This is a genomic window from Shewanella psychropiezotolerans, assembly GCF_007197555.1.
In the GTDB taxonomy this organism is placed as follows: Bacteria; Pseudomonadota; Gammaproteobacteria; order Enterobacterales; family Shewanellaceae; genus Shewanella; species Shewanella psychropiezotolerans.
The window spans coordinates 3,863,433-3,889,088 of record NZ_CP041614.1 but is presented as its reverse complement, the minus strand read 5'-3'; the positions used below and the strand labels follow the sequence as shown (position 1 = coordinate 3,889,088).

The window sequence follows — 25,656 nt, the reverse complement described above, 5'->3', positions numbered from 1 at the left end:
ATGCAGTCTTTCCGGCATGCTTGTTGGCCGAAATCTGACCGCCCCGTCCTAACGTACAGCTCGGAAGTTAAATGAACTGAATATTAATTAACGCTTGATCGATATGGGCATCTGCATCGCTTGCAGCTAATAAATACAGCTTCTCTTTGATTAATAACATATTTTCAAAGATATTATTGAGTTCATGGTGATCAAGTTTATCTTTCGGTAAGGATAAACCCAAGCAAAGTGTGCCTTCATCTAATCCAATCCAGCTGCTGCCTAATAAGTCTCGCTTCATGTTCATGCTTAACCAATAATTAATATCATTGGCATTGAGCGAAATATTAAGGTGAGTATACAAAGTAAAGGTATCTGACATCTTTGAACATTCCAGGACCCATAAACACTCTTGATTATCAATGATTTCAATAGCATCTGACTCGGTGGGTATATTAACTCCCCATAATTGAGCAAGCTCTGTTAACACCGTTTCAAATTTCAACTAGACACCTCATCGGATTCAGTTTTACCTGTGATTATTAGATAACTATCGGTGTTACATGTTAGGCAACATTCGGTTTAGGCCAATCATTTGATCGTAAAAAAGCATCCAGTTGTTTCTTGGCTGGTGATGCAATACTAAAGGGGCCAAATTGGTAACTTTGGCTGGCTGTTTGTAATGACTCGATTTGCTTAGCTACAAGGTATTTAAACCAAGGCTTGGTTGAAAAATCTTCCAGTTTCATCTCCACAGAAGATGTCGATATTTTCTCTTTCAGCTCTTTGAGCCGATGAATGGCCATGGTCTCAAAAGTAAGACGGTCAGATTCGCTTTGGAAACCTTTTGGATGGAAAAAGTTAATAAGTCGGCTTCTCCAGTTTTGTTTGGGTTTTAACAGCAGAGTTTCTAGATTGTTTAGTTTGTCCATGACCTTATCAAGATCAATATCTAACGGGTTAATGCCTAAGATTTTACTATTGGCTACCTCTGCTTTATTTGGCAGCTTTTCAACATGAAACCCAATATTTTGGTTTAGTTGTGATAAATGACGATCAAATTCTGCAATTTTCTCTTTGATCGCACGGTTACTGGCAATAATGTCATCAAAGTCAGCAAGGCTGTATATTTTATCGCTGTCAAAGAGTGCGCTATGGGCTAGGTGTGTATTTGGTGTTGTTTGTGTAAACGTAGCGCCTCGACCTCTAAACTCAGGCTGTCGTTGTAATTCGTTATCCTTGTCTATGGCATCAAGCTTATTCGCAGCCTCAAGCAAAGATTGTTGCAGCCCCCTAGCTTGAGAATCAGCGGTGGGTAACTCTTTAACATAAGAGGAGTAAACCTCGGACAGAGTGTCTAATTGCTGCAGCAGAGAAGGAAGTTTACGCTGCTTTTCAGTGGCTAATTTTTCCTTTTCGATCGGATCTAGTTTTATTACTTTTGGGGGCTCTGTCGTTGTAGGGGATGATAATTTATGCTTCAGAGTCACTTTTAATGTTATCGGGATAAGTTGTGATAGTGCTCCGAGTTTTGCACTTGTATTGATATCAAGAAGTTGACCAAGAGTGGTATTCTTACCAAGTGCCTTCTTAATCAGTTTTCCTAACGATCCATTAGGCGCATGGTTCTGTGCTAGTTGATTGAATATAATGGCAAATTCAGCAACAGTCTTTGGTAGGGCAGGGAGTTGATAGCGACCTTCTACACATGTCATCGATAGATCATTGGCATAACTTTGTGCATATTTACCATGCTCAGTGCTGGAGCTAGCATAGGTATTAAACAGAGACTCAAACTCTTGCTTTACTGTGGCATGCTGGTGTTGATAATAGTTTTGCAATGCTGTTGTGCTAGTCTCTGTATCTTGGGCGGTGTGCTTTTTCGCCTCACTTCGACGTGGTATAAACTCTGATTTAAAATCAGTGACGTCGTGTTGTGGTGCCGATTTTTGGGTTGCTTTTGCGCGATTAAAATGCATGTCTTTACAGGTGGGGAGCGTTAAAGCAGAGCCTATAGATGCTAATTTTGCCGATGCAGCCTTTGCGCTTTTGATTAGCCCTTTTTTTGAGACGATATCTCTATTTCCGCTTGAAGATATTTCTATCGTTTTATGAGAACTTGGAGTTACTGAGATAGTAGGCATAATCGACTCCTTGGAGTATGCATTTGATGTCGAGGACCAATGGTAACGCTGATATCCAGTAGAAACCTTCCAGTATTAGTCTGTTTTTTTTATACTTGTGTCGCAAAGTGTTATGGATGGCTAGATAGCGATTAATTAAGACCCAAAGTAACCTATTTCAAAAGTATTTTATTCAAGCATAACCAAACGGAAGTTTGGTTTTTTTGATGTCTTATTTTCAAGGGCATGAGTCGAAATCAACTCATGACAGAATATTTGAGTATTGTTTGGCGTAACAAGTGGGCGGATTGATACAACAATGAATTTATCAGGCAATCTGACTCTAGTAGGTACAGGCCATCTAACAGAGAATAATTTTGGATGTCTTGGTTATATTAGTGGGTTTTGCAAGAAACGCGACAGCTGACGGAGTCGGCTTGCTTGGCCTTGTTATGTTGGCTGATAACTAGGTAAAAATATCATCAAGGTAACGCTAACCACCATCACATTCACGATATATAAACCAAAAATTAGAGTAAACACTTTTGCTTTGGTTATGTCTAAATAGTACTTGATGATGAAGAAGGTTATACAAACGGCTATGATAATGGCTAATTCATTCAAATACTGCGCACCTATAGCAGCCACTACAGAAACTCCAACCATAAGGGTACTTAAAATTGAGCTTCTTTGGCCTAATGCTTGATTTACACCTAACTTGGGCAAATAAAAGTATAGGCAAGCTGTAGTAGCTAAAAAGCAGGTAACTGTGCAAACGACATATAGAGCTACCATTGGCTCCCTCCTAAAACATAACGCCTACCAGCAGGGGCGCAGTTTACTGCGTCCTTCTGGCTGGTTTTGTTATGTGTTTTTTGTGATTTCACTTTCCCAGCCCTCTTCTACGTTTGCCAGTATTTCGCAGTCACAATAACCACCCTGGTCTTGGAGCCACGGTAGTATTTTTTCTGAGCTCAGATTGATACTAGCTAAGAAATCAGTAGTGATTTTCGGTGTATGGTCGCAGCCTTCTTCTAGCTTTACATCGAGGTAATCGAAAAGCTTTCCTAGGTTGGATAATGAAATAGGCATATCATCAATGGCCTTTCTCGTATCTTCAGCCACGATTGCTTCAACTAGAGCTGCACGTCGCTTCTTCTCTTCCTTAGATGTCACGATACCTCCGACACATAACGCCTTGCCATAAAGGGCGCTCGGTTAGCGTGTCCAAGCCCACAGTCTTTTCGTGGGCTGCCTTTAATGCAATTGTTACTTGCTACCCCATTTCGGTGTTTATTTGATCAAGGATTAGCAAGTTAAAAATTAATGCAGGAAGAGTGCTTTGGAGAGTTTCAGGTATTTACCAAGAAACCAATTTGAACAACTTCCATGCTGTTTGTGGCTGGTGTATTCACAGCCGACTGAATGCCTGTAGATTACAGGAAACTCATTAATATTGCTAAAGGCTTACTAGCTCAAAACACTTAAGCCATTTAACGCCCTGCTAATAAGTGAACCGAGTGCTGGCGGGCGATTTGCTCAGCAAATGGCATAACAGCCTTGGTGAATCTGGATTTAGCAGCTTGTTATAAAGTACGTACAGGGTAGTTTGCTATAACCTCGTCCAAATCAGAGATAATAGACCGAAGGTATGTTTGGTCAAAACCAGTTGAGAAAGTAAGCTCGTTACCAATACCTACAGTGTCCATGCAATTACCCTCTAATTCAATCCTGCCTTTTCCATCTCCAGTTAACTTAAATTCAAGCTGCCCTTCGATACTATCGAATGTGGCTGTACCTTTTAGGCATGTATAGAGCTTTTGTACTTCTTCTGAGAATTTTACAAAATCATAGGTTTGGAAACTGGCTGAAAATGTACCACTAAAGTTTCCAAATGAAACACTAATAGAGCAAAGAAGCCAGTTATCATCAAAAGGCTCGCCGCAGGGAGAGTGAAGGTACTGTTCTACTTTGATCTCTATTTGTTCATTTTGCGAACAACCAATGGATAAACTCATACCTTCCTTGTGCTTTATAACGCCCCAAGCAGGGGCAATTTTAAGCTGGCTAAAATTAGGTGCGTAGCGACGGGAAGCCAGCTTAAAATTGTCCCATTGCCTTGGCTTGTTATGTTGCTAGTTTGACGATAAGTAGATAGCCCATGCACCAAGCTCAAAAATACTAGCGGTAATGGTTAAAACTGCAGAAATTTTAGCTAAAATTAACCAAACTTTTTTCCCTTGATACAAACTTGCTGACTTCCAGACTGCAACACTGATCAAAATAAAATATACCGACTTTAAACAATCACCGATAATTATTGATTCAAATGTTGCCAATTTAGAAACACACAAACCTATTATTGCACCAACTAAAATGAAGCCAGCCCAAAAAACATCAACTAATCGAAATCCACCAGAAAATAGTTTTTTTAAAAAGTTTTGTTTCTCTTCTATTGCTACATCATTCATCCTGAATTTTCCTTTTGCAACATAACGCCTGCATAACACGTTTGCTACGATATAGGCTTAGCTGAATTTTACTGCCTAATCACTGAAACTAAAGGCAAACTGACAACGCCGAGTGTAGCAAATCGTATTGATGCATTTGTTATATCGTGTACTTAATTTTGAACTGGTACTGAAAAAAGAGTATCAATATACGCGTTAACTGGCTCAGGTAATAAGTCTTGAGGATGATCGCCACCCAATGTTGCAAGTCCGCTTGAACCATCAATAATCGCCGAGCTTAGTTCAACATTATTTTTAATATCCCAAGTTACAATTTTCACTTCAACTTTATCAGCTTTAGCCGACCATTCCGTTGCACGATCTTCCCAATGCATAATTGTTGGGTAAAACAAATAATCTGAACCATTACTTTCAGCAAGCTTAATCGATTCTTTAAATGATCCAGCTTCGTTAGCAACAGTGATATCGTTCATTTTAGTGAGTAAGCCAGACTTAATAACATTACTTAATAATACGCCTGAACCTTTATAGTCTTTCTCGCCATAACGTCCATCCTCTGATAATGCGACATAAACAGATGAACTTGCTGATATTTTATTAACTACTTCGGTATTAGAAACATTTAAATTATGAGAGTCAGCGCAGCCCGCTAGAGTAGCAATAAAACCTAGAACCAATAATTTTTTCACAATAGTGTCCTTATAAGAATTAGGGCTAAATATTACCACACAATACAGTTACCCAAAAAACGATATAACGCCGCGCACAACCGCCGGAGGTAACTGGCGCCTTTTGTGCGGTTCCATGCACAAAAGGTGACAGTTGCCGGAGGTCGGCTTGCTGCGCCTTGTTATGAGTGTTAGTTAGCATCCCACACCCAATATTTTTTACCATTTAAAATGAACAAATATACGGATAAATCACCACCTTCTTGGTAGTTATTTAACACTTTCTCCGGTAATGCATCCCAAATCCATTCAATATCTTTTTTCTTCTGATCATTCTCGATGAATGAATCTAGAAACTCTTCTTTATTTTTAAAGTCTTGTGTTGAGGCAATACATTCAAAAACAGGAAATTCACCATCAATTATTGGCCAAGTTGTATCTTGCCATGTCGGTAGGGACGGTGTTTTATAAGTAATTGTTTTCGCTGCTTCAGAGCCATCATCGAAATTTAAATTTGGCTCAATCTCAAGTTCAATTAACTTTCCAGATTTAAGACAACCGCTACAAATACAATCGATGTCTTCTACACCTGCATACCCTCCAGTATCAAACCAAACACCACGTTCTCCGCAAAGAGAGCAAGGCATCGGGCTATCAATTAGAAAAGCAAACTTCTCTGGAAATTTAAAGTACTCGAATTTCATATACGCTTACTCATAACGCCAAGCTAAGGGGGAAATTAGGGCAAAGGCCTGCTTTAATTTGTCCCGCTTGAGCGCCTTGTTAAATGATGTTTTCAAGACTTTTCTCCAGATAGTAACGCTGATGCTTGCCTGAGTAGCCTTCAAGTGAACCTGCAATGGAATAACCTAATTTTTGGTAAAATTCTAGAGCTTGAAAGCTAAAGGTATCTAAGGTTGACCCTGTACAGCCTCTTTTTATTGCTTCTGTTTCGGCTGCGGACACAAGTTTAGAGCCTAGCCCACTTTTCCTTTCTGATTCGCTTACCCACAAGTACTCGACATGAAGCCAGTTCCAGTATGTTTTGCCTGTTAACCCTGCGATTATATTGGCTTCTGAGTCACGAAAGTATACAGATAATGGTTTAACATCTTTTTCAACAAACTGTAGGTTGTACTCTCGCGTTTTATTTATGACGAGATCATCATCAGCTTCGAGTGGAAAGTCTGTAATTTCAGGATTCATAGTTTTATTCATTTAACGCCAAGCTAAGCGGCGTGCAGAGCACGTCCAAAGCTTGAGCGCCTTGTTAAATTTTGGGGCTAGCGACATCACAATACCTCAGCCATTTTTAAGGTTCTTAACGTATTTAGAGGCAGAGCCATCCCAGAGACACTTTTTACACTTACCATTTTCGAATTCATGAATGCAATTTTCGTAATCATATAGGTAATGCGAGCACTCTGGACACAAAGACATCATTTCAGATGAGCTTGCTTTGTAATTACTCCCGCACTCATCGCAGGCTTTAATTTCGATTTCTGTATTCATTATAAATTTAACGCCCTGTTAAGGGGAAAATTGTAGTTGGCTAAAATGTGAAGCGGAGCGAAACCAGCCAACTGTAATTTGTCCCGCTTGAACAGCTTGTTATATGTACTATTGCATTAAAATGTCGGATAGGAATTTAATACTATTAATTTCGACTTTATCTTCAGATGATTGCAAAGCCAATTGAACATGAGCAAGACCAGTAGAAAATGTAACTGGTACTTGATAAATAGCATAAGTAACGCTTGGACTATCAATTGGGGAAAGAGTTTTCCAATTTTGAAGCTCTGCTTTTCCAATTGACTGAAACTCACCTAGTTTAGAAAACTGATTAAGATATAAAGTCCATTGCTCTGGTGTTGCTCCGTTAAAACCATCCTCAGACATTAACTCTTGATAAGAAGATTGCTCCCATGAGGTTAATTTCGGAATTGCTTTAGCAATATAGGGTTCGAATACTACTTCTTTATCTATTGTATTGATTGATGTCACAACCCCGATTCCAATAAAAAATATAACAACACTTAAAAAACCGAAACCTAGATATTTGAAGAACTTTTTCACCATAACTCCTTGTACATATAACGCCCTGCTAATAAGTGAACCATGTGCTGGCGGGCGATTTGCTCAGCAAATGGCATGACAGCCTTGGTGAATCTTAATTTAGCAGCTTGTTAGCTGCACTTCGGCTTTGCAAAGTACTTTTGATATATTCCATAACCACCTTGCCAGAACGACAATGCCGATAAACAGAAGAAAAAAATAACCAAGCCAATAAATGTTAAAGGGTTAGATTCCGCTGTAAGGAATCCATATTTTGACGGGATGTATAGTGTGCCTGTCAGAGCGGCGACTACTGCTACAACAAAAATAATTGTTGACCCTATCAATTTCCACCAAATTGTAAGTGTGGTTTCGTTTTCCTTAATGAATAACATAAATCCTCATTAGACTGCTAACGCTTTAGCTAAAAGGCGTGCGTCTAGCACGTCCAGTGGAGGCCGTTTTTTTGGCCGGAACGCATTTAAGCGTATTGTTATAGGGCCGCTTCATTAAACACAATAATATTAGTTTTAGAAACTGTCTCATTAGTATTTGATAAATGCTCATGTTCAAAGCCATCAGAATCTTCATCTATTTGATCTGCAATACTGTTAAGAAATTTAGCGATTTCTCTAAGATCATCTGCATTTGAAACTAGCGTAACTTCAGAAAGTGAAGAAGGTTTGTCTACACCAGCTGCTACTTGTTCATTCGTATATCCGTATATTTCCATTAGCCTATCAATTTCCTAATCAGCCCTATAACGCCTTTATAACGGGCAGCCTGTGGCGAAGCCACGCATTAGGCTGTCCAGCCACGAAGTGGCGTTCGTTGATAAACTTGTTAACTGTTGCCGTTGGCACATTGCTAGCTATTGCCACCTTTTAACTGGATTAATAACTCACCTAAATCTCTTTGAGTACAGCCGTCTTTCCAGTGCTCATCATCTGCTAAATGTATGATTGTGAATATACTGGACCAAAACACTTTTTCAGTCTCGCTTGGTTCTTTGGGCGATGCATCAGATAAACTCCAAGCATGAGACTTTATTGCATCATGATCTATTTTTCCAGACAAATAGGATTCAAGCTTCTCAGCTAGCTCCAATTTATTTACTTGTGATACTTCCATGCTCATAGACAGTTAACGCCTCAAACACCGGCTTGGTGAAGTTGGCGGTTTTTTTGGAACAAAAAAGGTGACAGCTTTGCCAAGTCCGCGTGCTTTGACTTGTTAACTGTTGCCAAGCCGAACCTCATACTCATTTGCATTAAACTTCCACTCATACCAAGGCTCCCTTTCAACATACCCGCCGAAGCTGAATTGATTACCCTCATGCATTATGTGCTCTAGGCTCTCTACTGGAATTTTTCCAGAATATGTGATTGATACGCCGACACCAACATATTTTAAGGCTTCTTCATTTGTCACGCCGAAAAACGATATTTCATAGCTATCCAAAGTTCCTGGGAATTTCGAATGTGCAGGATGGCTAGGTAACAAAAGCCCTTTTCTAAAAGAAACTATGACGACATCATCTTTGCGAGCAACATCAACAATCTCTGCTCCATCAAAATCTATTTCTTCGATATATTCTCTAAATTTCATAAGACAGTTAACGCCTAGCACAGCCGCGAGCGAAGCGAGTCGGGGCCAATTTATTGGCCGAACTGCTGCTTCTTGTTATGCGATGCAGGCTGTTTGTTTTAATTTTGTTGTTTGACTGTGAGGCTGGGGCATAAAGGCCGAGGCTAACAATCCTTGTTTTTACTTTACCGTTTAAGTTATTAACTTAAGCGATAGCCACTATCTAGGCGGCGATAGATTAACACATCTTTCTATTCTAAAACTAAAGCCCAAGAGCAGATTACCAAAACGTCTAAAAGGTTAAATATCTCTTAGTACGCATAACATTTTAATATACGGCAAGCGTGTTTCGCCAATGCCTCTTGGGAAAGTGTGCGTTATTAACTGTCAAAATATCCCAATGCAAACATGCTTTTATCTTAATCCATGGCAAATAGTATCCAATACACTTTCGGATAAAACTTAGTTGCACACTTTGCTTTCCGGTTATCTAGGCTGTTCAAGTTTGAACACTTTCATCTTACTGAATTTACACAACTTCTTTTCATATCACAATGGCAAAGCGTGAATAGACTCTTAAAATCTATCTTGATTTTTTTTAAAACTTGATAATACTGTATAAGTGTACAGTGTTTTGTGGGTGCAACAAATGAAAACTTCAAGTCCATTTTTAGAGTCGGTTCGACAAGAGCTCCGTTTGCGAGGGTATAGTCTAAGAACGGAGAAAGCCTATCTGTATTGGATTAAACGTTACATACTATTTCATAAAAAAGCTCATCCAGAGACACTCTCTTCCGGTGATGTTAAGAGCTTTCTGAGCGGGTTAGCAAACAATCAAAATGTGGCTGTTAATACTCAAAAGGTAGCTCTAAATTCATTGGCCTTTCTATACCAACAGTACCTTAGAATTGAACTGGGGGATTTAGGTTTTAGCTTAGCGACAAAGCAACGGACTTTACCTACAGTCTTATCACCTAAAGAGGTGTCTCAGATACTGTCAAATATGGATGGAACTGCAAAATTGGTCGTAGAGATGCTCTACGGTAGCGGTATGAGGGTCAACGAGTGTTTAAGGTTAAGACTGCAAGATATCAATATAGATAATCTATCGTTAACAATCCGGGATGGGAAAGGAAATAAGGACAGGCAGACATTATTGAGCCAATTATGTTGTAGCAAACTATCTGCTTATATTGATAAATCCATTAAATTACAGAAAAAAGACAACAAAAATGGCTTTGGCCCATCGCTACCTTATTCTTTAGGGAAAAAGTACCCCAATGCTTTTCGTCAATCTGCTTGGATGTTTGTGTTTCCATCAACCCATATCTGTGAACACCCAGTGACAAAAATCCCTTGCAGACATCACCGTCATGACAGTAGCATAAGAAAATCACTTCAAAACGCAGTGAAAATGACCCACATAATGAAAAAAGTTAACTGTCATACTTTTAGGCACTCATTTGCCACTCACTTATTACAAACGGGAACTGACATAAGAACCGTACAAGAGTTACTTGGTCATAATGACATTAATACCACCCAGATCTATACCCATGTATTAGGTCAACATTATGCGGGAACCGTTAGCCCATTAGATGCTTTGTAATAGGCTATTAATCCCCCTAAACAAAAAAGCCACCAGCACTCTAGATTCAATCTAGAACTGCTCGATGGCTTTTGATTTTTCAGCTCAAGGCAGTCCTAAGCCACTCTCTGAGTCAGCTTCCAGCGCAATAACTGAGTTGGTAACTTTACGCCTTGTGAAGTCATGTTGTTTACTCCTCGGTTAAGGGAACAAATGGAGTCAGTGTAAACTAAAAATATTTAGCCATACGAGAGAGAAAAGTGCATAAAAGGTCGTACCTAGGCTGTGATACTCTAGGCATACAAGACCATGCACTGCACCCGCTGCAAGTGCCCCTGCGTTAGATAACAATGAAGTTATGACCTTCAATGACATATTCCAACAGCAAAGGTCACTGGATTCAGGCTCAAAAGCTCTGCCGGAATGACGAAATGTAATGACCAAAACAAAATGAACCAAGGTAAAAATGTAATCAGCCTTCATTTGAAGGCTTGGCCACTTTAGATCCGAAAGTGATTAGAGTAGGGCTCCATCTATTAAGAACCCCAAAGCTACCGAGGTCGTTAATCGATAGCCATCAAACCTAGATGGTTAAACACTAAATTTATAAAACCAGTCCACCTATTAAGAAGCCCAAAGCTACAGAGGTGGATATGGTCACTAAACCTGCAATGGAGAACAAAGCATGGTTAAACACTAAATTTATAAAACCAGTCCACCTATTAAGAAGCCCAAAGCTACAGAGGTGGATATGGTCACTAAACCTGCAATGAAGAACAAAGCATGGTTAAACACTAAATTTATAAAACCAGTCCACCTATTAAGAAGCCCAAAGCTACAGAGGTGGATATGGTCACTAAACCTGCAATGGAGAACAAAGCATGGTTAAACACTAAATTTATAAAACCAGTCCACCTATTAAGAAGCCCAAAGCTACAGAGGTGGATATGGTCACTAAACCTGGAATGAAGAAAGGATGGTTAAACACTAAATTTCCGATGCGGGTTGAGCCGGTATCGTCCATCTCCACGGCTGCGAGTAGAGTCGGGTAGGTTGGTAGCACGAACAGGGCGCTGACCGCTGCAAATGAAGCGATGGCGGTGAGTGGGGCTACGCCTATTGCCAGAGCGGCTGGCATCAATGCCGTGGTGGTTGCACCTTGTGAGTAGAGCAACATGGAGGCGAAGAATAGCGTTACTGCCAGCATCCAGGGGTATTGATTAAGGATATCTGCGGAAAACTCTTTTATCTGGTCGATATGACTGGATACGAACGTATCACCCAGCCAAGCCACACCGAGTACACAGATACAGGCGCTCATGCCTGACTTGAAGGTCGCGGCATTGGCTATCTTAGATGCATCTATCTTAGTGAAGGTCACTATAGCTGTCGCTGCGGTAAGCATAAACACCATGATGGCATCGTTGCGGCCCAAGGTGGGGTTTTCTATGATATTGACCGCATCGGAAATCAGTGTGGCATAAACGATCACACAAACAATGGCAGTGATGAATATTCCGGTGGCCAACTTGGCCGTAGGCAGAATCTCTCTTTGAGTTTGCCCCTTAATCTTGATCAGGCCTTTGGCCAGTCTTTCCTGATAGATTTTGTCATCTTTTAGCTCACAGCCTAAGAAGTTTGCGACGAACGCGCCCACCATACAGGCGGTAAATGTCGTCGGAATACAGATGGCGAGTAAGGTTAAGTAACCCACACCTAAGGGTTCCAATAATCCGGAGAAGAAGACGACAGCCGCCGAGATAGGTGATGCCGTGATCGCAATTTGTGAGGCGACAACAGAGATACTCAAGGGACGTGAAGGGCGAATGCCTTGCTCCTTGGCGACTTCGGCTATGACGGGCAAGGTAGAGAATGCCGTGTGTCCTGTGCCTGCTAGCAAGGTCATGAAATACGTGACAATGGGCGCGTAGAAGGTGATGCGTTTGGGGTTTTTACGCAGAAAACGCTCGGACAAGTCGACTAGCCAATCCAGGCCCCCAGCCACTTGCATGGCCGCAATTGCCGCTATTACTGACATGATGATCAAGATGACATCTACGGGGATATGTCCAGTATCGACGCCCATAAACAGGGTCAGCACTAAGACGCCAGCGCCGCCGGCCAGTCCTATTCCTATTCCACCAATTCGCGCGCCAAGATAGATAAAAGCAAGCACAACAAAAAATTCTATAGCGATCATAAGTAACCTTAATTTGAAGCCAATTAGCGAAAATCCGAATGTCGAAGATATGTTAGACAAGTTAAACAAATTAGATTTTACTCCTGTTAATCCTTAAGTAGACGGGAGTAATTCACTATTTGTTTAAGCTGTGATGGGGCTCACGTGCTGTTTTGTCATAACTTGGTCTAGCGCACAAGTGAGATGCTGACAGGATAAAGATATGGGTTGCTTTGATAACTTGATCAGGTGTTATGCGAATTAAATATGATGCTTTGGCAAGATGATGTGTGTTGAGGCGGTAGACGAGTTATTCTTGATTTTTAAAGAATCAGCTTTAAGACTGACAGCCCGCAAGCACATTGATGTTGAAGCTTACCTGTAAAGATATTTGCACGCCCCTGATGTTTTAATCGATATAAAAAGTCATGCCAGCAACCTAAATACAACTTAAGTGCAACCTATTTGAAGCAAAACTCCTTTATAGTATCGACTGGTTTTTTGGAAAAAGCCGGAGCAATTTGAACAAAAGAGTCAAATGCTCGAACAATAACTAGGTTAAATGGATAATATTAAGGGGTTAATATGTTTACCAAAGCAAGTTTACTTGCCTTGGCGATAGGTGGTGTTTCCACGTTCGCTCAGGCAGCCGATCATCTAATCATTTCTGAATATGTCGAAGGCAGTAGTAACAATAAGGCCATCGAGTTCTACAATCCTACCAATACTGATATCGATCTCAGCCAATACCAAGTCGAATACTATTTTAACGGTAAAACTGATGTGGGGTCGACCATAGTTCTGACTGGAACTTTGGCCGCGGGTCAGACTTATGTTCTTGCCGATAATGATGCTAATGCCGAAATTTTGGCTCTTGCTAATCAAGTGAGTAACTCGAGCTTTTTTAACGGCGATGATGCTATCGTCCTCAGAAAGTCGGGTGCGGTAGTCGATAGCTTGGGTCAGGTTGGCGTAGATCCTGGTAGTCAGTGGGGCAGCGGTGATTTGTCGACTCAAGACAACACGCTGCGCCGCGATCCCGCTCAGCTTATCGGCGATAGCGCTATCGACGATGAGGTGACCTTAGATACCTGGCAGGGTTTTGCCAAGGATGATTTTTCAGATCTTGGACAGTTTAATGCTGAGCCCACAGATCCCACCGACCCAACTGAGCCCACAGAACCTGTGACACTTGTGTGTAATGACCCATCCACGGCTATTCATGCCATTCAAGGTCAGACCGATACCAGCCCACTCAATGGTCAGTTTGTCGAAGTCGAAGCTATAGTCACCAGTAATCAGGAAGCGGGTCTTAAGGGGTTGTTTGTGCAGATGGCCGACAATGAAGTCGACGGCGATCCCTTGACCTCAGAAGGTGTGTTCGTCTATACGGGCAGCGTGACAGGTTATCTTGCCGGTGACCGTATTCGTTTTCAGGCTAAGGTGAAGGAATACAATGGCTTGACTGAGTTGACCGATGTGGCTGCTCATATACTCTGTGAGTCGGCTCAGGCGATGCCAACAGCCGCCATAGTGACCTTGCCAATCGATGAGACAAGTGATCTAGAAGCGTTCGAAGGGATGCGCGTCAGTTTCAGCCATAACTTAACGGTCAATGAAGTCTATAACTTAGGCCGTTATGGTGAGTTACTGTTAGGTAGCCAACGTCATTATATAGGTACTCAAGTTGCCGCCCCTGGCAGTGATGCACTGGCGGTAACTGCTGCTAATGCTAAAGATGCCATAGTGTTAGACGATGGACTGACATCGCAAAACCCAGATCCTGTGCGTTATCCGGCGCCAGGGCTAAGTGCATCAAATACGGTGCGTGTCGGTGATACCATCACAGGACTCGATGCGGTAATGCATTATGGTTTTGGTAAGTATCGTCTGATGCCTATGGATACGGTTAATTTCGTCGCCGAAAATGCGAGAACTCCGGCGCCAATGCTCGCCGAAGGCGGCAATCTAATCCTTGCCAGCTTCAATGTGCTTAACTATTTCAATGGTGATGGTGCTGGGGCGGGTTTCCCGACGCCACGTGGCGCGGATACCGCTACTGAATTTATCCGTCAAAGAGACAAGATCATTGCCGCTATGGTCGCCATTAATGCCGATGTATTAGGTTTGATGGAGATAGAAAATGATGGCTTTGGCAGTGAATCAGCCATTGCCGATCTCGTCTCCGGCCTTAACCAGGCAATCGGTGAGACTCGCTATGCTTATGTCAGCGCAGAAACCGCTGCTGGCATAGGGACAGATGCTATCACTGTGGGTATGATCTATCGCCTAGACAAGGTGAGCCTGAATGGCGTGGCTAAAGTGCTTTCAAGCGCTAATTCACCATTGGATGAAAACAATAACCCACTGTTTAACGACGGTAAGAATCGTCCTATGTTGACTCAAGCCTTCAGACACCTTGATAGTGATGAGGTGATTGTTGTTGCAGTGAATCACTTTAAATCTAAGGGCAGTGATTGTGATAGCTTAGGCGATCCCAATATGAACGATGGTCAAGGTAACTGTAATTTGACCCGCACCAGCGCCGCCGAGGCGGTCAGTCTCTGGCTAGCAGCTGAGTACGGTGAGGCCGATGTGTTAGTGATGGGTGATCTCAATGCCTATGCTCAGGAAAATCCATTAACAGCACTTAAAAACGCAGGGTTTACTGAGTTGTTCGACCATCTTGATAAAGAGAATGCATACTCTTATGTTTATTCGGGAGAGTCGGGTCAGCTGGATCATGCCCTGGCTAATGCTAGCTTGTTGGATAAAGTCATCGACGTAACCGAGTGGCATATCAATACCGATGAGCCAAGATTACTCGACTACAACGAAGAGTTTAAGTCAGATGCGCAGCTCGCTGATTTGTACAATAATGATGCATATCGCTCGTCGGATCACGATCCTGTGGTTATCTCTGTGTTGCTTGGTGAAGATAATATTGCTCCAGTGGCCAGTTTCACTGTGTCTATTGATGGTGCCGTGGTGACGTTTAATGATACCTCAGCAGATGAAGACGGTGAGATTGTGAGTTACTCATGGGAGTTAGGCGACGGCGCTGTCGCTGAGTCTGCTATGGTCAGCCATGAATATGCACAAGATGGCGATTATCTGGTGACATTAACCGTTACCGATAATGACGGCTTAACCCATAATGTCTCGCAAACCATCACCATAGATACACAAGCTGACAAGATTAAGCCTGTTGCCGTGATAAAGCATATCGACCTCTGGTTTATCGACCTGTTTGTGTCTATGAGCTTCGATGACGATGGCTATATCACTAAGCATAAGTGGAAGTTTAACGATGGCAGTCGTGCATCGGGTCCATTGGCGATCAAGTTTGCCAGTCGTGCTAGCAAGGTTAAGTTAGTGGTTAAAGACAACGATGGCCTCAAGGGGAAAACAAGCCTCAAGTTTTGATGCTTATTCTTCGAACTGAAATGCTATTAGATTGAGCCGTTAGAGTGACTTATATCAATCAATATTAACGTCGCTCAAAGCGACATAACAGAAAGCCCGCGTTCGCGGGCTTTCTTATGGCAGTAAATAGCTCAATCGATAGAAGAGATGGCTGTTTTTGAAACCACTATTTCTTAATCCACTTACCACTCTTAGTTTGAATATATAGGCCTTTCTTAGTGGCCCTCATCGCTTTTTCAGCCGCCATTTTAGCGACCTCTGTGATTGAAATACCATTTTTCTTGGCAATATTTTCATAATGGGCCTTACGCTTAGCATTGACCTGTTTAGCTAACGCGCTGGCATCCGGGCTACTTTTTACTATGCCTAAGTAGCCATTTGTTTGCTCACCCACCAAACCTTGAGACTTAGCGTCATGTAGCGATATGGCAAATGCATTTAGGCTCAGCAATAGTCCTGCTGCGAGCACCAATAATTTGGTTTTCATTTTGTACTCCTTAAATTCTATAGCCGAGATTAAAACAGTTCATCGTTGGTCAGCAACTCATCGAGCTCTTTATCGATTTTAATTCTGATCTCATGTTCAATCTTAACATTCAGATTGATCACTATCGGCTTGTCCGGTGGCTCAATCTTGATTGTGGGCGTACAGCCTGTGAGTGCCAGGAGAGCGATCATCGCGCTAATGGTCGTGGGCAGAATAGGCAGTCTCTTCACTGAGTGTTCCTTATTTTATTAATTAAACATTGTAGTAATTAGTATCACTATATCGCTTTGAGATGACTGGAAGCTGAACGTTCAAAAACCGATGAATTAATTCATCGACTGTTCGATTTGAGTCTGCAACTTATCGCCAATCTGTAAACTCTTTAACAGCTGCAGCATGTTTTCCTCTTGAGAGTAGTTCAAGTGAATAGGGCGTTCAATCCCTTTCGCTTTTCCTTTTACACTCACTTTCAATAGTGCGTCCCCATCGGGGGCCATATCGAAGCTACTGGAGAGTTCTGAATATTCGAGATGCTCCATGGTGGAGAAGGCAAAATCTAAGTAGGGCTGGGACAGGCGCATCTGCTCCACCGCCGGATTGCCGCTGACTGATATGAGTCCGCCCGGTGCTCGAGCAGCCAGTTTACCACCGCTTATTGATATCTTGCCTTGGACTAGATCAACAGGCAATACGCCATCGAAGATCCCGTCTGCATAGAGGCCGACCTGAGGCTGGATGGCCAGTAACTGTTCAAGCTCAAGCCCCTGGAGGACCAGATACCCATGGGACTTGTCGTGTAATCTTAAGTTAAACTCGGGTAACAGTAAGTGTCCGCCGAGGAGCTCACCGCTAGCATTAATCTGGATATTTGCCGCACTTAAGGTCTCGGGGAGCATAGGTTTGGGGCGTTTGCCAACATCAGGACTCAGATCTTTCCGATTTTTTGCTTCTTGTTCTGTTACTTTTTTAGTAGCGATTTTATCGTCAAGTGAGACGCTAAAATCTGCCTGAGCCTTGATATCTGTGATCAGTATGCCGGGATTAAATGCAGCGGCAGAGAACTGGATATCCGGGCAAGACAAGGTACTGATATTTGACCCTTGAGACTCAGGGGATGAGGACTGATTTTTCTGCTCCATTTGATAGTGGCAGCTGGCCTGAATTTCGGCTTGCTCGAAGGGAAGCTCATTAATGCTGCCGCTGAGGGAAGTGAGCTCAGGTGTGAAATTGATACTCACTTGAGTCGATTTATCATTTTTATTGAGTTCGTATTTAGTCTGCAGCCTGGCATCACCTGTGATGAACAGGGATTTTGGCAGGGAGTAGTTATTGCTCACAAGGGATAAAATAGTGCCAAGATCACTGTCTAAATTTAACTTTCCAGTTAGCTGCAGCTGTGAGCCTTTAGCCTCTGTAGGTATGTGAGGCCGTAATCTGTGTTCACTGACAAATTCGAGGCCATCGAACTCCCAGTTTTCATGGGTATCTAATTTAACGCCATTCCAGTCTAAGGTTTGGGAAAGACTCGCCGTGTAGAGGCCTAACAGTTTCTCGGTACGTTTTCTGTTGTTCTTTATGTAATGATGAGTCAGCTCGGCGCCATTGAGCTCATAGTGAGCGACATTTTCCCATAGGTTTTCGGTTAATACTCGGCTCATCGCCTCTGCAGTGAGATCGGAGATCGTCAATGAACTGGTTTTTTCTAAAGAGAGATACAGGCCTGATAGCTTAGCCAGATATTCGTTTTGCTCCGTCGATGGCACAGGTTTTAGGGCCAGTTCATTGTCTAGCTGCTCAAAGTTTAATGGAGGGACGCTTATTTGAATCGGCTGTTTGTTTTTGTCTGCTGAGTCAATCATTCGCTTTATCACCAGTGGGTCAAGGCTGGTTAGACGCGTCACTGCCGTTGATACCGTGAGGCGGTCGCCTGAGCTTGTGGACTGAATGAATTGAACGTCTTCGGACTCAAGGGTGAAAGCGGATAAGGCCAATTTGCTATTGCTTGCTTGATTACTGCTGGCTAAGCTCTCATTAATCAGACTCTTCATTATGATGAAGTGGCTCATTGCTAGAGTGCTGAATTTTAGGCTGTTAGCGTCGAAGCTGAGCGCTTTAGTGACAGAGGCTAAATCAGTCTGTATGTCATGCCTGTAGCGCGTTGGGCCTATAGAGAATGTCAGTCTGGGAATATCCAGGCTCACCGGACTGGCTTCACTCGAGGTCATCACCAGTTCATCATGGCTAACTAGCTTGAGATGATTCAGCTCAAATTGAAACCTGGGGTTATCTGCAGTTTTTCTCGCCGAGTCTTGTTTTACTGACTGAGGTACTAGCTCCACACTGTCTATCTGTGCCTGCAGATTTGGATTTATACTGAGCCTGAATTGAGGTGACTCACTTGCAGTAGGAGTTTCAATATTTATTTTTCCTGCCAGGGTGAGGGATGAAGCGCCGAGTCTGATATCGGCTATGGTCTTATTGCCGGCGAAAGGGCTTGGATCGTCAGGCATTAGTGAGCTAAGCGCCAATGCTTGCTCGCGGGACGCTGCAAACTGCCAATCGCTTGTTAACTCGAATGCCTGACTCTGTGTGGGTATTTGCAGTGACAAATTAGTTGCAGATAATGAGGCATCCACCATGGCATCACGGATCATCAGCTGTGCATGGCCCAGATGAATATTTTTTGAGACAAACGAATAGTCTAAAGGTTGGGACAGAGTGAATATCACCTTAATGGCTTGTTTTTCATCTATTCGAGCCTGACTCTTATCGCCCCCCGCAGCTGTACTGGTGCTGGGCTCAAGTAAGGCCGCCACAAGAGGGATGATCCGTTTATCATGCCGTTCATTATAGAGAAGGGGTAATAAGCTGTTTATCTGATGGCGACTCGGGCTAACCTCGAGGGTGAAAGGCTGTAGTGTTAAGGTCAGATCGGCAAGGTGGCCGGCGATGTCAAATTTAACCCTGTCTTGGGCTAAAGGTTCCTCTGCCGAAGAGCTCGGTGAGTGAGGCGTCAAGGTGAGCTCATCAAACTGCATCAATGTCAGGCTTGAGTGTTTTAAGATATGGGATGACTCTAGTTGAGCCGATTTAAGGTCTAGCGTGGCGTTAGATTCAAGAGTGCCACTTAATACCAGTCCAATTCGTTCACTCTCTTGTTTCAGGGCGAGCAGCGGGGCGAGGGCACTCGTATCGAACTCTTGTGCTGCAAGCTCGGTCAGGAATGCGTATAACTCATCGAAGACGAGTCGGCTCGATACTTGCCATTGTTTATCCGTTAAATGGGCATCTAACTGAAAAATGGCATTATCGTTTCGACTGATGGCCGTGCTTAGGTTGCCATCTTCATCTAAGGTTAAATGCTCCACGGTCAAGCTCAAGGCTGAAGCAGAGATGCCCGCCAGGCTCAGCGAAGTCGTGCCAATATTTATCTGAGGGAGTTCATTGAGATCCAGTGCCAGGGTAGGACCTTGGTCGTCGACATTCTTGCCCGCATCAGTTAACACGCCTGGATTGAGCTTGGCATGGATCTCTTTGATAGATATTTGCTTTATTAAGCTCACGACTTGGTTGCTAGATAGCTGCTGAGAATAGAGACTCAAAAGGCTCATATCTGTATCTAAGGTTAACGCTAAATCTGTGATGCTGATTTCACTGTTATGAACCGTCAACTTGATAACTGGGAACTGCCAATGGTGCATCGAGGTGGGCCTGATGCTGAGTTCATTTATCTGAGTGTTATATTCAACAAGATAATCATTGGCGATACTCATAGCCAATCTCTCAAAGCTGTTGACCAAAATGACAACGAGTATGAGTAGACTGACAATCAAGGCTAGCATGAGCCGCTTTACACGGGAGAGACGACTTAACATTTAAGATTATCGGACTAGAGTGGAGAAATATGGTTTGAGTTTAGCATGGAGTGATATTCAATCGTAACAATATCACTCTAGCTTAGCTGGAGTAGGAGCATAAGTGCAACTGACTGAAAGTGTTTGGAGATTTTCTTTATGTCGATGGCTTTCATCCATGAGCCCTTGTACTGTTAATAATTATGATTTTGACCTTGCTGTTGAAAACAACAAGGTCCTATTGATGAACAATATGCCCTTTGTTGAGATGCTGGTAATTAAAAAATTCTTATTTTAAAACCTATTACTTTATAATCTATTACTTTAAAAACTCTTAATTGAAACTCGTTACTTTAAATGGACTAATCTTTCCAGCCAATCTTAGTGGTCAGCATATGGGTCTCATCGGGTGCAAGCGTGAGCTTATCTTCCAACACATTGGCCGCCTCGAGACAGACCATGGTCTGGTAGTCATCGCTGTTGAAACGAGACAAGCGCTGAGACTTATCAATCCAAGGGTTCCAGAGCACTGCTGAGTGGCTGTTTTCGCGGCTAACTTCAATAATGCCGTCCGGGGTGTGCAGCTCTTGAACGTCAGCCAATTGGGTATATACCCGATCGGTTTCTTTGTCGAATAGCACTTCATCGCCATTTTGCTTGAATGGGCCTTCACCGAACTCTATGTATTTTGAACCTTTAAAGCCTGTGGCTTTAAGCTGATGAATATCTTTGACCGGGAAATAGCTATGTAGTGCCTGAGTCAAACTCACCGGATAACTGGCCAAATTGGTGTTCTTCAGTGATACCGTCAGGGTGTCCGTTAAGGTAAACAGCATTTCGACGCGAGTATCATGGGGCCAGTAGAGCTTGTCTGCTTCACTTATCTTAAGGGTTAGCTTAAGTTCGACGGCCTGATTCTTCATCTGCACGGATTCCAGTGCCCAGATGCGGGTGCGAGCGAATCCATGTTGGGGCCAGTCCGGGTTATCACTCTGGCCAAACCAGGGCCAACACACAGGTATACCGCCTCGGATGCCACTACCTGGCTGATAATCATCGGCGGATGAGACCCAAAGTAACGGCGCTTTACCGACTGGTTGAAACAGGTCTATCTGTGCGCCTTGCAGGAAAATTCTCGCCTTACATAATGGCGTATCGACATCGACATATTCTAAGCCATTGCTGTGCTTTTTTGTGGTGACTGAGCCCATTACTGCTTCCTCATTCCATCAATTCGTGCCGTACATTTAAGAGAGCATATTTGTCTTTTTATGTTCAAGCAGCGGAATTTATTTTAAAAACTGACAATTAGCTTACCCTGTTTCCCCGCCCTTCATAAGGGGTCGTTATGCTGAATTTATGGTAACGCTGTTCTAGCTGTGGAACAAACTTGAACTAATGCTGATTTTTCAAACCAAATTAAGTAAAGTGGTCGGATCTCTGTACTTGTAAAATGATTAAATTAAACGCATGATTGAAACTTGTGTATGAAAAGTTCATTCTAATGACACTATAGAATCTATGCACAAGATACATAAGATAGAAGACCTGATAAATAACACCTGAGCTTTACCATTTAGCATAAAAATAAAGGGAACAGGAATGCCAATATATCAAGCGCCACTTCGTGACTATCAGTTCGTACTTAACGAACTTCTCAATATATATCAGCGCACTGAGCTTAAAGGCTTCGATGAAATCGATGCCGACTTAGGTGATGCAATCTTGCAAGGAGTGGCGGACTTTACCACAGAGGTCATGTTGCCCCTCAATGGCAGTGGCGATGTTGAAGGCTGTAAGTTGGTCGATGGCAAGGTTATCGCCCCCAAAGGCTTTGCTGATGCGTATAAGCAATATGTCGACAATGGTTGGGCGACGCTGACCTGCGATCCTGAGTACGGTGGTCAAGGGCTTCCTGAGTGTATCGGTGTGTTTGCTACCGAGATGAAAACGGCCACTAATATGGCGTTTGCCATGTATCCGGGTCTGACACATGGCGCTTATGCGGCAATTCATGCCCATGGTAGCGATGCACTGAAACAGAAATATTTAGAGAAATTGGTTTCCGGTGAATGGACCGGCACCATGAACCTTACCGAGTCCCATGCGGGAACAGATCTGGCACTATTGCGAACCAAAGCCGTTGAGGCTGGCGAGGGACTGTTTGCTATTTCGGGCGAGAAGATTTTCATCTCGTCGGGAGATCATGACTTGGCGGAGAATATCATTCACCTGGTGCTTGCCAGACTACCCGATGCACCGGAAGGCGTGAAGGGCATATCACTGTTTGCCGTGCCTAAGATTATGGTTAATGCCGATGGCAGCTTAGGCGAAGCAAACAGCTTATGTGCCGCGGCGCTTGAGCATAAGATGGGCATTCACGGTAACTCAACTTGTGTGATGAATTTCGATGCTGCCATAGGCGAGCTTATCGGTGAGCCACATCAGGGCCTGAGAGCCATGTTTACCATGATGAACCAAGCCAGACTCGGTGTGGGCGTTCAAGGTTTAGGGGTATCAGAAATTGCCTACCAAAATGCCTTGGCTTATGCCAAAGACAGAATTCAGGGCCGAGGCTTAAGTGGCGTAAAAGATGCGTCACAGGCCGCCGACCCTATCTTGGTTCATGGCGATGTACGACGTATGCTGATGGCGCAGAAATCCTTCAACGAGGGAGCCAGAGCCTTAATTGGCCAGCAAGCCTTGTGGCTCGACGAAGCCGAGCGTCACCCTGATGCGGATAAGGCAAAAGCGGCTAATAAGCTCGCGGCGCTATTTACCCCGATCGTCAAAGGATTTATCACCGACCGTGGCTTCAATGCCTGTGTCGATGCTCAGCAAGTTTTCGGTGGCCATGGCTATATTCACGAGTGGGGCATGGAGCAGTTCGTGCGCGACATACGTATTGCCATGTTATATGAAGGTACCAATGGCGTGCAGGCATTAGATCTTGTCGGCCGTAAGCTGATGGGGGACAAGGGCGCCACCTTGATGGTTTGGTCAGAGATGGTTAAAACCCTTATCGGTGAAAACATGGCTAATGATGCCATGAAACCTTATCTTGCCGGGCTGATGGATGCGTCAGGGGATCTGGAGAAGGCGACTCAGTTTTTGGCTGCTAATGCTCCTAAGAACCCTGATATCCTGGGGGCGGGCTCAATGCCATATATGCAGATCCTTGGGATCACAGTACTGGCCTGGATGTGGACCCGCAGCGCAGTGACGGCGCTCGCGGCGCTTGAGTCTGGTACTGAAGATAAGGCTTTCTATGAGGGTAAGCTTAAAACGGCTCAGTTTTATATGAGTTATTGGACAGTGCAGACCCGCAGCCTGCGTAAGCAGATTGAGTCCAGCAGTGAACTTTTGACTCAACTTGAAGAGGCCGATTTCGACCTCTAATCTGTCAGGTTTAGTTTGGGTATGAGCCTTGAGTCAGTTTCTTGGTTTTGAGACTTAGCACTTGAACGCCGATGGGAGAAATAAAAGCATAAATGCTGAGGCGTTTATGCTTTTTTTATGGGCGAAAATCTACTTTTGTTATTTTATGACTCAAAGTGTCATGTTGTCGATAATTATGGTAATAAATGAACTTTATGGTTAAGTATTTTCCCGGGTAAGGGCTATTCTATAGCTTCTATTTACTTAAGGGATCAGTTATGAAAGTCATCAATCTATTACCCATCATGGCCGCATTTATCGGCATATCCGCCTCGGCCATGGAGATATCGAGTCAAGATATCAAAGAAGGCCAGCTTATGGGCAAGACGTTTGAATTTTCCGGTATGGGCTGTAATGGCGGTAATCTCTCTCCCCAGCTTTCCTGGATTAAGGTGCCGCCCGGTACTAAGAGCTTCGCTATCACGGCTTATGATCCTGATGCACCAACTGAAAGTGGTTGGTGGCACTGGACGGTATTAAATATTCCCGTGTCCACACTCAGCTTGCCACGGGGCGCATCGGGTAAGGCATCAGTGGGATTAGAGACTCGCACTGATTTTGGTAAACCCGGCTTTGGCGGTGCATGTCCGCCTAAGGGTGATGGCATGCACAGATATCAGTTCACCGTGTGGGCGTTGCCGAAAGCTAAGATAGATCTGCCTGCTGACATTTCGCCCGCGGTAGTGGGTTTCACCCTCAATAGTATGGTGATTGAGAAAGCTGTGTTGACGGCCACTTATGTGCGCTAGTTGCGGTGTTTGTTGTTAACGCCTGTATTTATACTCGAGGGCTGATGTGATGAAAAAAGTGATCTTGGTGAGTCATTATCAGGGCATAGCACCACAGGCACTGCGTAATGTACCTGTGCATAGCCCGAGTATTTTTGCGATCAAACAAGGCCGTAAACTCATGAGCTGGCATGAAGAGTCACTTCATATTGGTGGCGGCGACTGGTTGATCGCCGCGGCGGGTAGTCAGCTCACTTTTATCAATGAGCCCCATCATCAGCAGTTCAGCTCGGTGCAGGTATCATTTTTGCAGCCACCAAGCCAAGAGTTGATGGATGAGATTGAAGTTGGATATAGCAAAGGAAACAGGAAAGAAAATAAGCACAGAGGAAACAAGGGGGAGGCGAGAGCGGTCCTGTCATCGGCATATCATGAATTTTCTCAGGCTCAGTCGCCTAAGTTAAGCGCGAATAGTCAACTCTGCTTTGCCTTAGAGCTGTTATTGAGCATGCAGGGGCAGGATTTAAGCACTCAGGTACAAAGTTACTACCTAAATGGCTTCTATCAGCAACTCATGGAAGCGGGCTGCTTGGACAAGCTGTTTCCCGGCGATCCGCAATCATTGCGGCAGAGACTTAGCCGTTATCTGGCCCAGAGTCCTGGAGCCGAACATCACATTGAGCAAGTCTGTAAGCTTTTTTCCATGAGTAAGTCGACACTGACGCGTCATCTGGCCCTGGAGGGCACTTCGTTCAGGGAGGTGCTGGCCGAAGTGCGTATGCTCCATGGTTTGAGTTTGATGCAGAAGAAAAATTACCGACAGGTCGACTTAGCCCTGCTCTGTGGTTATCAGTCGGAGTCGCGTTTCTCCCAACGCTTTCGCCAACAATTTGGTGTTAGCCCAAAACACTATATGAAGACGGTTAGGGGATAGCCCTGTTCCTGCTTCATGACATTGTCATGCTTTAATTACCATGCTTAGGCCAGCAGTAAGGCGACGAATACCGTTTGGTCTTCGTCGCCTGAGTTGAGCTGAGTGTTACTTCTTTGTAATAAAACCTTCCCTGTTCTGG

24 protein-coding genes are annotated in these 25,656 nt (G+C 43.6%); 5 read left to right on the top strand and 19 right to left on the bottom strand.

The window, feature by feature from the left end:
• Positions 1-67 precede the first annotated feature (67 nt).
• The 14 genes from FM037_RS17305 to FM037_RS17235 all read right to left on the bottom strand — a co-directional run bounded on the left by FM037_RS17305 (position 68) and on the right by FM037_RS17235 (position 8,904).
• The gene (locus FM037_RS17305) at positions 68-484 is read right to left on the bottom strand and encodes a CesT family type III secretion system chaperone (RefSeq protein WP_144047002.1); all 417 of its coding nucleotides are present in this window, start codon (positions 482-484) and stop codon (positions 68-70) included.
• 61 nt (positions 485-545) lie between these two features.
• Positions 546-2,123 carry a hypothetical protein gene (locus FM037_RS17300; protein ID WP_144047001.1) on the bottom strand — a complete coding sequence of 526 codons (1,578 nt, stop codon included), beginning with the start codon at positions 2,121-2,123 and terminating at the stop codon, positions 546-548.
• A 429-nt stretch (positions 2,124-2,552) separates the two neighbouring features.
• Positions 2,553-2,897 (bottom strand): hypothetical protein, encoded by a 345-nt coding sequence (locus tag FM037_RS17295; RefSeq protein WP_144047000.1) that lies wholly within the window; start codon positions 2,895-2,897, stop codon positions 2,553-2,555.
• A gap of 69 nt (positions 2,898-2,966) precedes the next feature.
• Positions 2,967-3,278 (bottom strand): DUF2695 domain-containing protein, encoded by a 312-nt coding sequence (locus FM037_RS17290; protein ID WP_221937423.1) that lies wholly within the window; start codon positions 3,276-3,278, stop codon positions 2,967-2,969.
• Between the two features lie 410 nt (positions 3,279-3,688).
• Complete coding sequence (locus tag FM037_RS17285; RefSeq protein WP_144046999.1) at positions 3,689-4,120, bottom strand: WapI family immunity protein; 432 nt, start codon at positions 4,118-4,120, stop codon at positions 3,689-3,691.
• A gap of 117 nt (positions 4,121-4,237) precedes the next feature.
• Positions 4,238-4,573 carry a hypothetical protein gene (locus FM037_RS17280; protein ID WP_144046998.1) on the bottom strand — a complete coding sequence of 112 codons (336 nt, stop codon included), beginning with the start codon at positions 4,571-4,573 and terminating at the stop codon, positions 4,238-4,240.
• 152 nt (positions 4,574-4,725) lie between these two features.
• A complete protein-coding gene (locus FM037_RS17275; RefSeq protein ID WP_144046997.1) occupies positions 4,726-5,262 on the bottom strand; it encodes a DUF4823 domain-containing protein in 537 nt (178 codons plus the stop codon).
• A gap of 170 nt (positions 5,263-5,432) precedes the next feature.
• Entirely contained in the window at positions 5,433-5,945 is a 513-nt protein-coding gene (locus FM037_RS17270) for a CbrC family protein (RefSeq protein WP_144046996.1), read from the bottom strand.
• A gap of 79 nt (positions 5,946-6,024) precedes the next feature.
• Positions 6,025-6,459, bottom strand: a complete 435-nt coding sequence (locus FM037_RS17265) for a GNAT family N-acetyltransferase (protein WP_221937422.1) — start codon at positions 6,457-6,459, stop codon at positions 6,025-6,027.
• Between the two features lie 402 nt (positions 6,460-6,861).
• Entirely contained in the window at positions 6,862-7,320 is a 459-nt protein-coding gene (locus FM037_RS29595; protein WP_229380930.1) for a hypothetical protein, read from the bottom strand.
• A gap of 107 nt (positions 7,321-7,427) precedes the next feature.
• The gene (locus FM037_RS17250; RefSeq protein ID WP_144046994.1) at positions 7,428-7,691 is read right to left on the bottom strand and encodes a hypothetical protein; all 264 of its coding nucleotides are present in this window, start codon (positions 7,689-7,691) and stop codon (positions 7,428-7,430) included.
• Positions 7,692-7,789: 98 nt separating this feature from the next.
• Positions 7,790-8,029 carry an Imm32 family immunity protein gene (locus FM037_RS17245; RefSeq protein ID WP_144046993.1) on the bottom strand — a complete coding sequence of 80 codons (240 nt, stop codon included), beginning with the start codon at positions 8,027-8,029 and terminating at the stop codon, positions 7,790-7,792.
• Positions 8,030-8,163: 134 nt separating this feature from the next.
• Positions 8,164-8,433 (bottom strand): hypothetical protein, encoded by a 270-nt coding sequence (locus FM037_RS17240; RefSeq protein WP_144046992.1) that lies wholly within the window; start codon positions 8,431-8,433, stop codon positions 8,164-8,166.
• A gap of 96 nt (positions 8,434-8,529) precedes the next feature.
• Positions 8,530-8,904, bottom strand: coding sequence for a hypothetical protein (locus FM037_RS17235; RefSeq protein ID WP_144046991.1), 375 nt, complete (start codon positions 8,902-8,904; stop codon positions 8,530-8,532).
• A gap of 628 nt (positions 8,905-9,532) precedes the next feature.
• Between FM037_RS17235 and FM037_RS17230 the strand changes: the two genes are divergently transcribed.
• Positions 9,533-10,492, top strand: coding sequence for an integron integrase (locus FM037_RS17230; protein WP_144046990.1), 960 nt, complete (start codon positions 9,533-9,535; stop codon positions 10,490-10,492).
• A gap of 877 nt (positions 10,493-11,369) precedes the next feature.
• On the opposite strand, the gene FM037_RS17225 is transcribed toward FM037_RS17230, so the two are convergent.
• Positions 11,370-12,671: an anaerobic C4-dicarboxylate transporter gene (locus FM037_RS17225; RefSeq protein ID WP_144046989.1), complete on the bottom strand. Its 1,302-nt coding sequence runs from the start codon at positions 12,669-12,671 to the stop codon at positions 11,370-11,372.
• Between the two features lie 564 nt (positions 12,672-13,235).
• On the opposite strand from FM037_RS17225, the gene FM037_RS17220 reads away from it, so the two are divergent.
• A complete protein-coding gene (locus FM037_RS17220) occupies positions 13,236-16,076 on the top strand; it encodes an ExeM/NucH family extracellular endonuclease (protein ID WP_144046988.1) in 2,841 nt (946 codons plus the stop codon).
• Positions 16,077-16,242: 166 nt separating this feature from the next.
• Here FM037_RS17220 and FM037_RS17215 read toward each other — a convergent pair whose 3' ends face one another.
• From FM037_RS17215 to FM037_RS17200, 4 genes are all read right to left on the bottom strand, one after another.
• Complete coding sequence (locus tag FM037_RS17215; RefSeq protein ID WP_144046987.1) at positions 16,243-16,563, bottom strand: YdbL family protein; 321 nt, start codon at positions 16,561-16,563, stop codon at positions 16,243-16,245.
• Positions 16,564-16,592: 29 nt separating this feature from the next.
• Positions 16,593-16,754, bottom strand: coding sequence for a YnbE family lipoprotein (locus FM037_RS17210; protein WP_152831096.1), 162 nt, complete (start codon positions 16,752-16,754; stop codon positions 16,593-16,595).
• A 135-nt stretch (positions 16,755-16,889) separates the two neighbouring features.
• The gene (locus tag FM037_RS17205) at positions 16,890-20,438 is read right to left on the bottom strand and encodes a YdbH domain-containing protein (protein ID WP_229380929.1); all 3,549 of its coding nucleotides are present in this window, start codon (positions 20,436-20,438) and stop codon (positions 16,890-16,892) included.
• A 341-nt stretch (positions 20,439-20,779) separates the two neighbouring features.
• Complete coding sequence (locus FM037_RS17200) at positions 20,780-21,628, bottom strand: D-hexose-6-phosphate mutarotase (RefSeq protein WP_144046984.1); 849 nt, start codon at positions 21,626-21,628, stop codon at positions 20,780-20,782.
• A gap of 391 nt (positions 21,629-22,019) precedes the next feature.
• Here FM037_RS17200 and FM037_RS17195 point away from each other — a divergent pair, with 391 nt between their 5' ends.
• From FM037_RS17195 to FM037_RS17185, 3 genes are all read left to right on the top strand, one after another.
• Complete coding sequence (locus tag FM037_RS17195) at positions 22,020-23,816, top strand: acyl-CoA dehydrogenase C-terminal domain-containing protein (protein WP_144046983.1); 1,797 nt, start codon at positions 22,020-22,022, stop codon at positions 23,814-23,816.
• A 257-nt stretch (positions 23,817-24,073) separates the two neighbouring features.
• Positions 24,074-24,604, top strand: a complete 531-nt coding sequence (locus FM037_RS17190; protein ID WP_144046982.1) for a YbhB/YbcL family Raf kinase inhibitor-like protein — start codon at positions 24,074-24,076, stop codon at positions 24,602-24,604.
• Between the two features lie 49 nt (positions 24,605-24,653).
• Entirely contained in the window at positions 24,654-25,517 is an 864-nt protein-coding gene (locus tag FM037_RS17185; protein WP_229380928.1) for an AraC family transcriptional regulator, read from the top strand.
• The last annotated feature ends 139 nt before the right edge of the window (positions 25,518-25,656 follow it).